Annotated in this window: 13 protein-coding genes; 5 read left to right on the top strand and 8 right to left on the bottom strand. The window is 66.3% G+C overall.

All coding sequences use genetic code 11. The features are described from left to right. Nucleotides 1-126 precede the first annotated feature (126 nt). The 3 genes from ahcY to ASE78_RS05260 all read right to left on the bottom strand — a co-directional run bounded on the left by ahcY (nt 127) and on the right by ASE78_RS05260 (nt 3,071). Nucleotides 127-1,536 (bottom strand): adenosylhomocysteinase, encoded by a 1,410-nt coding sequence (gene ahcY / locus ASE78_RS05270; RefSeq protein ID WP_055755755.1) that lies wholly within the window; start codon nt 1,534-1,536, stop codon nt 127-129. Between the two features lie 97 nt (nt 1,537-1,633). Then, nucleotides 1,634-2,467: a sterol desaturase family protein gene (locus ASE78_RS05265; RefSeq protein WP_162236466.1), complete on the bottom strand. Its 834-nt coding sequence runs from the start codon at nt 2,465-2,467 to the stop codon at nt 1,634-1,636. Between the two features lie 43 nt (nt 2,468-2,510). Further along, a complete protein-coding gene (locus ASE78_RS05260) occupies nt 2,511-3,071 on the bottom strand; it encodes a YqgE/AlgH family protein (protein ID WP_055755751.1) in 561 nt (186 codons plus the stop codon). Nucleotides 3,072-3,171: 100 nt separating this feature from the next. Between ASE78_RS05260 and ASE78_RS05255 the strand changes: the two genes are divergently transcribed. From ASE78_RS05255 to ASE78_RS05245, 3 genes are all read left to right on the top strand, one after another. Beyond that, nucleotides 3,172-3,654: a peroxiredoxin gene (locus ASE78_RS05255; protein ID WP_055755749.1), complete on the top strand. Its 483-nt coding sequence runs from the start codon at nt 3,172-3,174 to the stop codon at nt 3,652-3,654. An 88-nt stretch (nt 3,655-3,742) separates the two neighbouring features. Further along, on the top strand, nt 3,743-4,045 hold the full coding sequence (locus ASE78_RS05250) for a hypothetical protein (RefSeq protein WP_055755746.1): 303 nt from the start codon (nt 3,743-3,745) through the stop codon (nt 4,043-4,045). A 72-nt stretch (nt 4,046-4,117) separates the two neighbouring features. After that, nucleotides 4,118-5,569, top strand: a complete 1,452-nt coding sequence (locus ASE78_RS05245; RefSeq protein ID WP_055755744.1) for an AMP nucleosidase — start codon at nt 4,118-4,120, stop codon at nt 5,567-5,569. Nucleotides 5,570-5,575: 6 nt separating this feature from the next. Here ASE78_RS05245 and ASE78_RS05240 read toward each other — a convergent pair whose 3' ends face one another. From ASE78_RS05240 to ASE78_RS05220, 5 genes are all read right to left on the bottom strand, one after another. Then, nucleotides 5,576-6,943: a porin gene (locus ASE78_RS05240; protein WP_056494206.1), complete on the bottom strand. Its 1,368-nt coding sequence runs from the start codon at nt 6,941-6,943 to the stop codon at nt 5,576-5,578. A 65-nt stretch (nt 6,944-7,008) separates the two neighbouring features. Continuing rightward, nucleotides 7,009-8,421: a dihydrolipoyl dehydrogenase gene (gene lpdA, locus ASE78_RS05235; RefSeq protein WP_056494203.1), complete on the bottom strand. Its 1,413-nt coding sequence runs from the start codon at nt 8,419-8,421 to the stop codon at nt 7,009-7,011. Between the two features lie 58 nt (nt 8,422-8,479). After that, complete coding sequence (locus ASE78_RS05230; protein WP_056494200.1) at nt 8,480-8,869, bottom strand: acyl-CoA thioesterase; 390 nt, start codon at nt 8,867-8,869, stop codon at nt 8,480-8,482. After that, nucleotides 8,862-9,080: a hypothetical protein gene (locus tag ASE78_RS05225; protein ID WP_056494197.1), complete on the bottom strand. Its 219-nt coding sequence runs from the start codon at nt 9,078-9,080 to the stop codon at nt 8,862-8,864. Before ASE78_RS05225 ends, ASE78_RS05230 begins: the two co-directional genes overlap by 8 nt. A gap of 2 nt (nt 9,081-9,082) precedes the next feature. Beyond that, on the bottom strand, nt 9,083-10,447 hold the full coding sequence (locus ASE78_RS05220) for a pyruvate dehydrogenase complex dihydrolipoamide acetyltransferase (protein WP_056494194.1): 1,365 nt from the start codon (nt 10,445-10,447) through the stop codon (nt 9,083-9,085). Between the two features lie 129 nt (nt 10,448-10,576). On the opposite strand from ASE78_RS05220, the gene ASE78_RS05215 reads away from it, so the two are divergent. Together ASE78_RS05215 and ASE78_RS05210 are read left to right on the top strand one after the other, a co-directional pair. Continuing rightward, nucleotides 10,577-11,032: a universal stress protein gene (locus ASE78_RS05215; protein WP_056494191.1), complete on the top strand. Its 456-nt coding sequence runs from the start codon at nt 10,577-10,579 to the stop codon at nt 11,030-11,032. Nucleotides 11,033-11,441: 409 nt separating this feature from the next. After that, nucleotides 11,442-12,731 (top strand): M20/M25/M40 family metallo-hydrolase, encoded by a 1,290-nt coding sequence (locus ASE78_RS05210; RefSeq protein ID WP_056494188.1) that lies wholly within the window; start codon nt 11,442-11,444, stop codon nt 12,729-12,731. Nucleotides 12,732-12,736: the final 5 nt, after the last annotated feature.

Below are 12,736 nucleotides of genomic sequence, written 5' to 3'. Positions count from 1 at the left end.
GGTGTCACATCGACACCGCGCCTGTCGCCCTTCCGCCCGATCCACGCGGTCGGGCGCAACGAAAAAGGGCCGGCCACCCGATATGGTGGCCGGCCCCTTCGATACTCGACGCGATGCCGCGTCGGATCAGTAGCGGTAGTGATCCGGCTTGAACGGCCCTTCGACCGGCACGCCGATGTAGCCCGCCTGCTTCGGCGTCAGCTTGCTGAGCTTCACGCCCAGCTTTTCGAGGTGGAGCGCCGCGACCTTTTCGTCGAGGTGCTTGGGCAGCACATACACTTCGTTGTTGTACTGCTCGCCCTTGGTCCACAGCTCGATCTGCGCCAGCACCTGGTTGGTGAACGACGAAGACATGACGAACGACGGGTGGCCGGTCGCGCAGCCGAGGTTCACCAGACGGCCCTTGGCGAGCACGATGATCTGCTTGCCATCGGGGAACTTCACCAGATCGGTGCCCGGCTTCACTTCGTCCCACTCATAGTTGCTGAGCGCGGCGATCTGGATCTCGCTGTCGAAGTGGCCGATGTTGCACACGATGCTCATCGGCTTCATCGCCGCCATATGCTCGGCGGTGATGACGTCGGCGTTGCCGGTCGCGGTGCAGAAGATGTCGGCGCGGGTCACGGCCTCTTCCATCGTCACGACCTCGAAGCCCTCCATCGCCGCCTGCAACGCGCAGATCGGATCGACTTCGGTCACCATCACGCGCGCGCCGCCGTTGCGCAGCGACTGCGCCGAACCCTTGCCGACGTCACCGAAGCCCGCGACGCAGGCGACCTTGCCGGCCAGCATCACGTCGGTGGCGCGACGGATCGCGTCGACCAGCGATTCCTTGCAGCCGTAGAGGTTGTCGAACTTCGACTTGGTGACGCTGTCGTTGACGTTGATCGCCGGGAACGGCAGCTCGCCCTTCTTCGCGATCTCGTACAGGCGGTGGACGCCGGTCGTCGTCTCTTCCGACACGCCCTTCAGGTTCTTGACCGTTTCGGTCAGATAGCCCGGACGCTTGGCGATATAGGCCTTGAGCGCGCGCTGGAACTCGACTTCCTCTTCATTCTCCGGCTCGCCGAGCGTCGCGCCGGCTTCGAGCTTCGCGCCCCACAGCGCGAACATCGTGGCGTCGCCACCATCGTCGAGGATGATGTTGGCGGTCTCGTCGCCCCAGTTGAAGATGTCGCCGACATAATCCCAGTAATCGGCAAGGCTCTCGCCCTTGATCGCGAACACGGGAATGCCCTTGGCGGCGATCGCGGCGGCGGCATGATCCTGCGTCGAGAAGATGTTGCACGTCGCCCAGCGGACGTCGGCGCCCAGCGCGGTCAGCGTCTCGATCAGCACGGCGGTCTGGATCGTCATATGCAGCGAACCGGTGATCCGCGCGCCTTTCAGCGGCTGCGACGCGCCGAATTCCTCGCGCAGCGCCATCAGGCCCGGCATCTCGGTTTCGGCGATCTCGATTTCCTTGCGGCCGAAATCGGCGAGGCCGATGTCCTTGATGACGTAATCGGTCTGCTTGTCAGCGATGGCGGTGGCCATGGGAACTCCTGCGCGTGGGGCCATGGGCACGCCCATGGCGAATGCGCGGCCTCTACTAAGCCAATGGCCGAAACGCAAACCCTATATAAAGATTTCTTTATATCCGCTGCGCGGCCACCGTCCGCTCGACGTTCCGGCCGACCGCGCGATCGTAATCGGCCGGCAGCATCACCCAGTCGCGCAGGGTTCGCGGCTGATCGACCTCGGCGATGCCGGTGTCAGGCCATTCGTCGCGGGCCGGCATCCATACCGTACCGAACAGCCGGTCCCACAGCGTCGTGAACGCGCCGAAGTTGCGATCGAAATGCCGCTCCTCCACCGAATGGTGGATGCGGTGGAACCGGTTGTCGACCAGCACCGCCGCCGCCGGGCCGAAATGCCAGCGGGTCGGCGAATGGATGAACTGCGACTGGAGCTGCATCAGCATCAGCGCGACCGGCACGACCGGTGCCGCCTCGCTGGCGATCAGGCTGGTCGGGATGGCGATCAACAGGACCTGCAACAGCGGTTCGACCGGATGATGCCACGCATTGACCGCCGACATTTCGCGGATCGAATGATGCACCGCATGATAGCGCCACAGCCAGCGATGCTGGGCACGGTGGCACCAGTAGAAGAAGAAATCATACACCAGCGCGCCGAGGATCGGCGCGACGACCACCGCGAGCGGCCCCGCCCACCGCGCGCCGGTCGGCAGGACGATCAGCGGCGCAACGCCGATCGTCGCCCAGATGCCGCGAAACAGCGCATAGGTCAGCGCGCTGATCGCCAGCCAGATCGTCCAGAACAACAGCCCGTGCAGCCGCCCGTCGACCGGGTAGCGGCTGCGCGGCGCGAGGAGTTCGATCGCGGTGACGATCGCGAAGCTGACGCCCCAGACGTGGAGCGACGCGACGAACGCGGTACGGGCCTGTTCGAGCAACGGTATCACGCCCGGCGGCGTAGCACCGGAGCGTTGACGAAAGCTGAAAGGATCAGGCCGTCCCGCCCTCGGGTGCCAGCAATTTCGGGTCGATTCCTGCGCGGGTGAAGCCCGCCTTCCAGCGGCCCTGCGTCGGCACGTCGAACAACAGCGCGGCATCGCCCGCGACGTTCATCCAGCCATGGCGCGACAGTTCGGATTCGAGTTGTCCTTCGCTCCAGCCGGCATAGCCGAGCGCGATCAGGAAGCGGCCCGGCCCGTTCCCTTCGGCGATCGCGCGCAGTACGTCGACCGATCCCGACAGCGCCCAGCGCCCGGCGACGTCGATCGTGTCCTGCCCGCCCCAGTCGGCATCGTGCAGCACGAAGCCACGCCGCGGCTCGACCGGCCCGCCCATATGCACCGCGACGTCGGGGGCCGCGCCCGGTTCGATGTCGAGCTGGTCGAGCAGCGTGTGCAGCGTCAACCCGTCGATCGTATCGCCGATGCCGACCCCCATCGCGCCGTCCGTGTCGTGGCTGCAAATGGCGATGGCGGCGTGATCGAACCGGCGGTCGCCGATACCGGGCATCGCCAGCAATATCTGTCCGGCTAGGAATCGCGTCTGGTCCATGGTCCGTGCGACGCTACCGTGCGGCACGACCGAGCGCCATGCTTGAAAACGGCGCGCGCCGCACCCAAGCTGCCTGTATCCCCCGTACCCGGAGACACGCATGACCATCCAGACCGGCGACCGCCTGCCCCATGCCACGCTCGCCAAGGTAACGCCCGACGGCCCCGATCAGGTGACGACCGGGGATTTCTTCGCGGGCCGCACGGTCGCGCTGTTCGCCGTGCCCGGTGCCTTCACCCCTACCTGCTCGGCCAAGCATCTGCCGGGCTTCGTCGGACAGGCGGCGGCGTTTCGCGCCAAAGGCGTCGACGAAATCGCCTGCACCGCGGTCAACGACGCCTTCGTGCTCGCCGCATGGGGCAAGGCGAACGACGTCGACGCCCGCGTGACGATGCTGGCCGACGGCAACGGCGATTTCGCCCGCGCGCTCGGGCTGGAGGTCGATTCGTCGGCCTATGGCATGGGCGTGCGGTCGAAACGCTATGCGATGCTGGTCGACGATGGCGTCGTTCGCCTGCTCCATGTCGAACAACCCGGCGCGTTCGAGGTCAGTTCGGCGGAGCATCTGCTCGCGTCGCTGTGACCCTGTCCGACGATCGGTACGGAACCGTACGACGACCATCGAGTTACGGAATGGTTACGCAACCATATCGAAGCGACAAGGAGCCATCATGACCAAAGTGCCCCCGGCCGATCCGCTGGCCCCGACCGAAAAGACGCTGGGCGAAAAGGCGTCCGAAGCGCTCGCCTCCACCAAGGAAAGCGTGAGCGACGCCGCCGCCCGGTCGCGCGACGCGGTGGCCGGTGCCGCCAAGTCGACTGCCGAGACGGTCAAGGCGCATCCCGGTGCCACCGCCGCGATCGTCGCCGGTGCCGCCGCCGCCATCGCCGGTGCCGCCTTCGGCGCATCGAAGCTGATGGAAAAGAAGCGCGAAGCGGATGCCGAACCGACGGTTCCGCCCCCGGCCATCTAATCCCCGGCCCCGGCACGCGCCCATCGCGTGCCGGGGCTTGCGTCGCACCGCGCGACGCCTTAGCCACGGTCGATGACGCAGGCTTCCCAGATCGTCGCCGAACTCGATCGGCTCTACACCGCTTCCGTCGCGCGGCTGCGCGCGGCACTCGACCGCTACCTGACCGATGGCACGCCGCCATCGTCGTCGGCGCGGATCGACGGATCGTTCGCCTATCCCGAAATCCGCCTGACCTATCGCGGCGGCAGCGACCGCCCGACGCCGTCGCGCGCCTATGGCCGGCTGACGACGCCCGGCGACTATCGCATCAGCGTGACCAAGCCGGCGATGTTCGCCGCCTATCTGACCGAACAGCTCGACCTGCTGATCGCCAACCATGACGTCAGCGTCGAAGCGGCACCGGGGCGGCAGGAAATCCCCTTCCCCTATGTGCTCGACGCCGGTCATGCGCTCAGCCTCGACGCGGTGTCCGCCACCGAACTGGCGCGCCATTTCCCCGCGACCGAACTGGCGCATATCGGCGACGAGATCGCCGATGGCCTGTGGGCGACGCAGGACGACCACCGCCCGCTGGCGCTGTTCGACGGGTTGCGCACCGACTTCTCGCTCGCCCGCCTGCGCCACTATACCGGCACCCCGCCCGAACATATCCAGCGCTATGTGCTGTTCACCAACTATCACCGCTATGTCGACGAATTCGTCCGCTGGGCCGGCGAGCAGTTGAAGCCCGCCGCCGATGGCACCCCCAGCCGCTATACCGCGCTGTCGGGGGCGGGCGGCGTGCTGGCGACCGCCGACGACGATGCCGAACGCATGGTCAGCGACAGCGCGTGGCGGCGCCACCAGATGCCGGCCTATCACCTGATCGCGCCTGACGGCACCGGCATCACCCTCGTCAACATCGGCGTGGGGCCATCGAACGCCAAGACGATTTGCGATCACCTCGCGGTGATGCGGCCGGAGGCGTGGCTGATGATCGGCCATTGCGGCGGCCTGCGTCCCAGCCAGCGGATCGGCGACTATGTGCTCGCCCACGCCTATCTGCGCGACGACCATGTGCTCGACGATGTGCTGCCGCCGGAAATTCCGGTCCCCGCCATCGCCGAGGTGCAGGTGGCGATGGCCCGCGCGGCGGAGATCGTGTCGGGCCAGTCGGGCGACGAGCTGAAGCAGCGGCTGCGCACCGGCACCATCGTCACCACCGACGATCGCAACTGGGAATTGCGTTTCAGCCGCTCGGCGCTGCGCTTCTCGCTGTCACGCGCGGTCGGCATCGACATGGAATCGGCGACGATCGCCGCACAGGGCTATCGCTTTCGCGTCCCCTACGGCACGCTGCTGTGCGTCTCCGACAAGCCGCTGCACGGCGAACTGAAACTGCCGGGACAGGCTAACCGCTTCTACGAACGCGCGATCAACGAACATATGCGCATCGGCATCGAGGCGTGCGAGCAACTGCGGCTGGAAGGTGCGCGGCTCCACAGCCGCAAGCTGCGCGCGTTCAACGAACCGCCGTTCCGGTAAGCCGCTTCAATAATTCCACTGCAACTGGGTGCGCAGGAGGCTGCCCTCCGCGCGCCCGGTGCGGCGCTCGTCGGCCTCGGCACGGTCCATCTCGGCATAGGCGATCGTCAGTTCAAGCGGCGCGAACGGCTGGAACTCGATGCCCAGTTCGACTTCCTCGGTGTCGAGCGGCGGGGCGTTGAGCGCCGCTTTCCACCCGCCGCGATAGCGCTGCCAGCGGGCATAGGGCATGAACGGTCCGAGCGGGGAATGCTTCACCCGCGCCATCGCCTGGACATAGCCACCGCTCAGGTCCCGGTCGACGATGCGGCGCAGGCTGCGATCATATTCCGGCCCCCGCCCCCAGTTCCACTCGGCCTGCAACCCGAACGGCTTGGGATACAGGATGGCGTGAAGCGCCACGCGCTCCTCGGTGAACGGCGTGGCGCTGACCCCGCCGCTGCGCACTTCGGGCTGCACCCGGTTGTGCAGCGCCGATCCGCCCAACTCGACCACCTGTCCGCCGACCGCGAACGGCCATGTCGCCATCGCCGTCACCATCACCGCATCGTTGGTTTCCTCGCGATTGACCCCCTGCCCGTTGAACAGCCCCAGGCCAAAAGCCCCGTAATTGCCGAACAGTTTCTGACCATCGGCGTTCAGTGCGTCCCAGATCGCCTGGGTCCGCGCCGGGGTGTAATAAGCGATGACGCCAATATCGCGCTCGCTCGGCACCGCGCTGTTGATCGCATCCGCCCGGTCGAGCGTCAGGCGGTTGCCCGACGATTGCAGGTTTTCCCAGCCATAAGGAATTTTCGACTGGCCGAAGCGCAGCCGGAAACGCTTGTCCTTGCCGAGAAACACATCGGCATAGGCGTCGCGCAACTGCACGAAGCTTTCGCGCCGCTCGCCGACCGACTGGTTGGCGACGTTCTGCGCGAAATCGGGCTGGAGGTAGAAGGATACCCGGTCGTTGAGATCGCCCTGCAATACCAGCCGGATGCGGCGGAAGGTGAAGCCGGTATCATCGCCGATCCCGCCGTCATGCACCGACCGCAGCCGGGCGATGCCGTCGGGCGCGGTGCGGTCGCCCGAAATAACCTCGTTCAGCCGCAACTGGGTATAGCCGCGAACGCTGATCCGCTCGTACCATGGCTTGCGCTTCGGTGCGGCGGGCGCGGCGGCAAGCTGTGGCGGGGGAGCAGGAACCACCGCCGGTGCTATGGCCGGAACGGCGGTGAGCGGTGCCGTGGTCCGTGCCTGCTGCGCCTTCATCTCGGCGATAACCGCCTTCAACTCGTCGATCTGGCGCTGGAGTTCCTTCACCGTCTGCGCGGCGGCAGGCGGGGTGGCCATGAGCGATACGGCCAACGTCGCCGGGAGCAGGTGCTTCATGGACCCGCGCCATGCCGTCGGGCACCGGCGCGGGTCAAGCGGTCAATATGACGTTGGCGTTACACTTACATGTGCAGCGTGCGGCCGTAGGCGCCCAGCACCGATTCGTGCATCGATTCCGAAATCGTCGGATGCGCGAACACCGTCTCGGTCAGTTCCTTCTCGGTCGTCTCGAGCTGACGGGCGATAACATAGCCCTGAATCATCTCGGTCACTTCCGCGCCGACCATGTGCGCGCCGAGCAGTTCGCCGGTCTTGGCGTCGAACACCGTTTTGACGAAGCCTTCCGCCTCGCCGAGCGCGATCGCCTTGCCGTTGCCGATGAACGGGAATTTGCCGACCTTGACGGTGTAGCCCGCTTCCTTGGCCTTCGCCTCGGTAAAGCCGACGCTCGCCACCTGCGGGCGGGCATAGGTGCAGCCGGGGATGTTGTTCTTGTCCATCGCGTGCGGATGAACGTCCTTGTTGCCCAGCGCCTTGGCGATCGCCTCGGCGGCGATCACGCCCTCATGGCTCGCCTTGTGCGCCAGCCACGGGGCACCGGTCACGTCGCCGATCGCCCAGATGCCGTCGACATTCGTCTTGCCATAGCCATCGGTCTTGATGTGGCCGCGCTCGGTTTCGATCTTGAGCGCTTCCAGCCCGATATTCTCGGTGTTGGGGACGATGCCGATCGCGACGATCGCATGGCTGAACTCGGCCTGCTCGACCTTGCCGTCCGGTCCCTTGATTGCGGCCTTGACGCCCGACGCGGTCGCTTCGAGCTTTTCGAGGCCCGACTTGGTGCGGATGGTCATGCCCTGCTTGGTCAGCGCCTTGTGCATGAACTCGCTGACCTCGGCGTCCTCGACCGGCATGATCCGGTCAAGCATCTCGACGATGGTCACGTCCGCGCCCATATCGTTGTAGAAGCTGGCGAATTCGACGCCGATCGCGCCCGATCCGATGACGAGCAACTTGGTCGGCATTTCGGGCGGCACCATCGCATGGCGATAGGTCCAGATCTTGGAACCGTCGGCCTTCGCGAACGGCAGGTCGCGGGCACGCGCACCGGTCGCGACGATGATGTGCTTGGCTTCGAGATCGGTCTTCTTGTCGCCCTGCGCGACGGTCAGCTTGCCCTTGGCCGTAATGGTGCCGATGCCCTCATGCACCGTCACCTTGTTCTTCTTCATCAGGCCCTTGACGCCGGCGTTGAGCTGGCCCGCCACCTTGCGGCTGCGGTCGACCACCTTGTTCAGATCGAACGCGGGCTTTTCATTGGAAAGGCCGTATTGCGCGGCGTGCATCATGTAATGATAGATTTCGGCCGAGCGCAGCAGTGCCTTGGTCGGGATACAGCCCCAGTTGAGGCAGATGCCGCCCAGCCGCTCGCGCTCGACGATCGCGACTTTCAGGCCCAACTGGCTCGCACGGATCGCCGCGACATAGCCGCCGGGGCCGGACCCGAGCACGATGAGGTCGTAAGATTCAGCCATCACTTTGCCTTTATGCTCGATGCTGCCCGGTCGAGCAGCGTGATCCAAGAAATGAAATTCAGGCGTCGATCGGCCTGGGTTTGCGGTCCGCGTCGATCGCGACGAACACGAATCGCGCCTGCGTCACCCGGTCCACCGCCTCGCCGAAGCGGTCGCGACGCCATGCCTCGACCGCGATCGTCATCGACGACCGGCCGACCTTTATCAGATCGGCATAGACCGACACTTCGTCCCCCACCGCGACCGGCGCGTAGAACTGCATCGCGTCGACCGCGATCGTCACCGCCCGCCCCTTCGAATGGCGCGCGGCAACGAGGCCGGCGGCCATGTCCATCTGCGACATGATCCAGCCGCCGAAGATGTCGCCATAGGGATTGGTGTCCGCCGGCATCGCGGTGACGCGGAGCGCGGGCTGGCCGGTCGGCGGCGTGGCGCTGTTCTCAACCATCGCGGTCCGCTCCCTTCGCCCGTTCCTCGGTGATCGCGCGCTGCACCTGCCGCATGCCCAGCAGCGCGACGACCGCCATCGATACCCATGTCACCAGCCAGATGTCGCGCCGGCCCAGCGGATAGGACCACGCCGACAGCGACCCGATCGCCCATGCCGCCGCGAGTCCCGCGACGGCAGCGACGATCTCGGTCAGCAGCCGGGCGCGCACGGTCAGGCGATCAGGCTCAGCGGCGATTCCACCAGTGCCTTGAACAGCTTCAACATCTCGGCGCCATCGGCACCATCGATCGCACGATGATCGAAGCTGCCGGTCGCGGTCATCACGGTCGCGACGCCCAGCGCGTCGTCGACGATGTACGGCCGCTTCTCACCGGCACCGACCGCGAGGATCATGCCCTGCGGCGGGTTGATGACCGCTTCGAACTGCTTGATGCCGAACATGCCCATGTTCGAGAGCGACGCGGTGCCGCCCTGATACTCCTCGGGCTTCAGCTTGCCTTCCTTGGCGCGACGGCCGAGGTCCTTCATCTCGGTGCTGATCTTCGCCACGCCCTTGTTGGCGGCGTCGCGGATGATCGGGGTGATGAGGCCGGTCGGCGTCGACACCGCCACCGACACGTCGGCGCGGCTGTACTGCACCATTTCGTTGCCGAGGAAGGTGACGTTGCACTTCGGGCTGTTTTCCAGCGCGACGCCCAGCGCCTTGATGAGCAGGTCGTTGACCGACAGCTTCACGCCCCGCGCATCGAGCGACTTGTTCAGATCGCCACGCAGCTTGAGCAACGCATCCAGACGGATGTCGACCGTCAGGTAGATGTGCGGCACCTGCTGCTTCGATTCGGTCAGGCGACGCGCGATCGTCTTGCGGATGTTCGACAGCTTCTCGACCGTGTGCGGGATCGAATCGTCGAACCACACGGCGGAGGGCTTGGGCGCTTCGGCGGCGGGCGCCGGTGCCGCTGCGGCGCTCGGCGCGGGGGCGGACACGCTGGCTTCGGCCTTGGGCGCGGTCTTTTCGCCGGGCTTGGCGCTTTCGACATCGGCCTTGACGATGCGGCCGTTCGGACCGCTGCCGGTAACGTCGGACAGGTCGAGGCCCTTGTCGGCGGCGATCCGGCGGGCGAGCGGGCTGGCCTTCACGCGACCGCCATCGCCCTGCGCCGCGCCGGCACCGGCGGGACGGCCATGGTCCGACGTGCCGGCGGGCGCGGGCTGCGCCTCGCTGCCGGTCTTGTTGGGATCGGTGGCGTCGGGCTTGCCCTTGAACTGGTCATCGGCGGGCTGCGGCGTTGCCGATTTGGCGGGAGCGGCGTCGACCGCCGAAGCGTCCTCGCCCTCTTCGAGCAGGATGGCGATCACCGCGCCAACCTTCACATTGTCGGTCCCTTCGGCGATCAGCACCTTGCCGATCACGCCTTCGTCGACCGCCTCGAACTCCATCGTCGCCTTGTCGGTTTCGATTTCCGCCATGATGTCGCCGGATTTGACGGTATCGCCTTCCTTCACCAGCCATTTGGCCAGCGTCCCCTCTTCCATCGTGGGGGACAGGGCGGGCATCTTGATCTCGATCGGCATGGGGCAGATTGGTCCTCTCAGGCTCGTCGCGCCTCTTCGCCGCCGGGCGGCTCCGGGTCAAGCCCCGCGCGCCGTCTTGCGTGAGCGGCAGGGTCGTGCGCATGAATATCGGCTTAAGGGGAGCGATGGATGCGGACCTATCTGGTGGTGGTCGACGAGAACCCGGAAAGCGCGGTCGCGCTGCGCTTCGCCGCCCGCCGCGCGGTGAAGACCAACGGCGCCGTCGAGGTGCTGGCGCTGGTCGAGCCGCAGGAGTTCGCGCCATGGGGTGGCGTGCAGGCGACGATCGAGGAAGAAGCCAAGGAACGCGCCGAGGCATTGTTGCAGGCGGCGGCGGGAACGCTGATCGCCGAATCGGGGCTGCAACCGCATCTGACCGTACGCATCGGCGATGGCGCGCGAATCGTGCGTGAGATGATCGCCGCCAATCCCGAGATCGCCGCGCTGGTGCTGGGCGCCGCCGCGACCGGTGCGCCGGGGCCACTGGTCAGTCATTTTTCGGGCACCGATGCCGGCGCGCTGCCGGTGCCGGTGATGATCGTCCCCGGCAGCCTCAACAGCGACGCGATCGACCGGCTGAGCTGATTCGTTCGGGCGGGGTTCAGGTAGAACCGCCGAAGATGGATGGTGGGAGATGCCGTGCGGGGGAGAGCCGCGGAACGCCATTCGCGCTCGATCCCCCGCAAGCTGCTGCTGTTTGCCGGAATTTCCGGCCGCATCCTCTATTATTATCAGCGCAGCGCTGGCGAGAGGTCCGTTAGCGCCACGCGCGCACAAAAAAAAGGGCCGGCGAAGCCGACCCTGAAAGTTTTTAGGAGAGGATGCCTGAAAGGCACAGTCGTTGTGCATCGCACGCGGTCCGTTAGCAATTGCAAAAAACGAAACCAAACATTCTATTTCTGCATCAACCCTAGTTCGATAGTAGGTTTTGGCATGCCATGGGTATCGCATGAAACCGGTTGAGCTTCGCGACGCGCGGCGGCATCCTGTTCAAATGCGCCACTTTCTCCTGCTGCCCGCCCTTGCCCTGTCGTTCCCTGCGATCGCCCGCGATGCTCCCCGCCCCGAACGGCTCCGTGCCGATGTGGCAACGCTCGTCGGATTCGGCACGCGGCACACCGCGTCGGACCCCGATCATCCGACCCGCGGGATCGGCGCGGCGCGGCGCTGGTTCGCCAATGAGCTGACCCGGATTGGCAGCACCTGCGGCAATTGCATCACCGTCGCCAATATCGCGCGGGGCTTTTCGGGACCGCGCGCGCCGAACGGAGTGAACGTCGTCGACGTGCTGGGCTTTCAGCAGGGTCGCGATCCGAAGCGAGTCGTGATCGTGATGGGCCATATCGACAGCCGCGTCAGCGACGTGATGAATGCGACCAGCGACGCGCCCGGTGCCAACGACGATGCGTCGGGCGTGGCGCTGGTGCTGGAGGCGGCACGCATCCTGTCGAGGGAAAAGTTCGACGCGACGATCGTCTATGCCGCGCTGTCGGGCGAGGAACAGGGGCTGTGGGGCGCGCAGCTTCTTGCCGAAACCGCGAAGGAACGTGGGTGGACCGTTACCGCGGTGCTCAACAACGACATTGTCGGCAATACGATCGGGCAGGACGGCCGCCGGATCGCCGACCGGGTGCGGGTCTTTTCCGAAGGGATTCGCGCGTCCGAATCGATCGAGCAGCAGATCGCGCGGCGTGCCGCCGGCGGCGAGGATGACGGGCCGTCGCGTGCGCTGGCCAAGACGGTGGATGCGGTCGCCACTATGCTACCCGGCGGGCTCGATGCGTTTCTCGACCGTCGGCCCGACCGGTTCGGGCGGGGCGGCGATCATGAGCCGTTCCTCAAACTCGGCTATCCCGCGGTCCGCTTCTCGGTCGGGGTCGAGAATTACGATGCCCAGCATCAGGACCTGCGCCGCGACGGCACCCGTATCTATGGCGACACGATCGACCGGATGGATTTTCCCTATCTGGCGAAAGTGACCGCGCTGAACGTCGCGACGATCGCCCGGCTGGCCGCCGCCCCGGCGGCACCGGCGACTGCGTCGATCGAGGGGGCGCTGGCGACCGATACCACGGTGCGCTGGGCGGCGGTGCCGGGTGCGGCGGGTTATCGCATCCGCTGGCGGCGCAACGACGTGCAGGACTGGCGCGAGAGCCGCGACGTCACCGGCACCGAGGCGGTGCTCAAGGGCGTGATCGTCGACGATCATTTCGTCGCCGTATCCGCGCTGTCTGCATCGGGTGCGGAGAGCATCGCGACCTTCGCCGGGCGGGGCAGCCGCTGAACGGC

The sequence above is a fragment of the Sphingomonas sp. Leaf25 genome (genome assembly GCF_001421635.1).
Taxonomy (GTDB): Bacteria; Pseudomonadota; Alphaproteobacteria; order Sphingomonadales; family Sphingomonadaceae; genus Sphingomonas.
This window is presented reverse-complemented; position numbering and strand designations above follow the sequence as displayed.

Coding starts and splice junctions, on each gene's coding strand:
- ahcY (WP_055755755.1), bottom strand. CDS start 1,536: ATGGCCACCGCCATCGCTGACAAGCAGACCGATTACGTCATCAAGGAC.
- ASE78_RS05260 (WP_055755751.1), bottom strand. CDS start 3,071: ATGGACCAGACGCGATTCCTAGCCGGACAGATATTGCTGGCGATGCCC.
- ASE78_RS05255 (WP_055755749.1), top strand. CDS start 3,172: ATGACCATCCAGACCGGCGACCGCCTGCCCCATGCCACGCTCGCCAAG.
- ASE78_RS05250 (WP_055755746.1), top strand. CDS start 3,743: ATGACCAAAGTGCCCCCGGCCGATCCGCTGGCCCCGACCGAAAAGACG.
- ASE78_RS05245 (WP_055755744.1), top strand. CDS start 4,118: ATGACGCAGGCTTCCCAGATCGTCGCCGAACTCGATCGGCTCTACACC.
- ASE78_RS05240 (WP_056494206.1), bottom strand. CDS start 6,943: ATGAAGCACCTGCTCCCGGCGACGTTGGCCGTATCGCTCATGGCCACC.
- lpdA (WP_056494203.1), bottom strand. CDS start 8,421: ATGGCTGAATCTTACGACCTCATCGTGCTCGGGTCCGGCCCCGGCGGC.
- ASE78_RS05230 (WP_056494200.1), bottom strand. CDS start 8,869: ATGGTTGAGAACAGCGCCACGCCGCCGACCGGCCAGCCCGCGCTCCGC.
- ASE78_RS05220 (WP_056494194.1), bottom strand. CDS start 10,447: ATGCCGATCGAGATCAAGATGCCCGCCCTGTCCCCCACGATGGAAGAG.
- ASE78_RS05215 (WP_056494191.1), top strand. CDS start 10,577: ATGCGGACCTATCTGGTGGTGGTCGACGAGAACCCGGAAAGCGCGGTC.
- ASE78_RS05210 (WP_056494188.1), top strand. CDS start 11,442: ATGCGCCACTTTCTCCTGCTGCCCGCCCTTGCCCTGTCGTTCCCTGCG.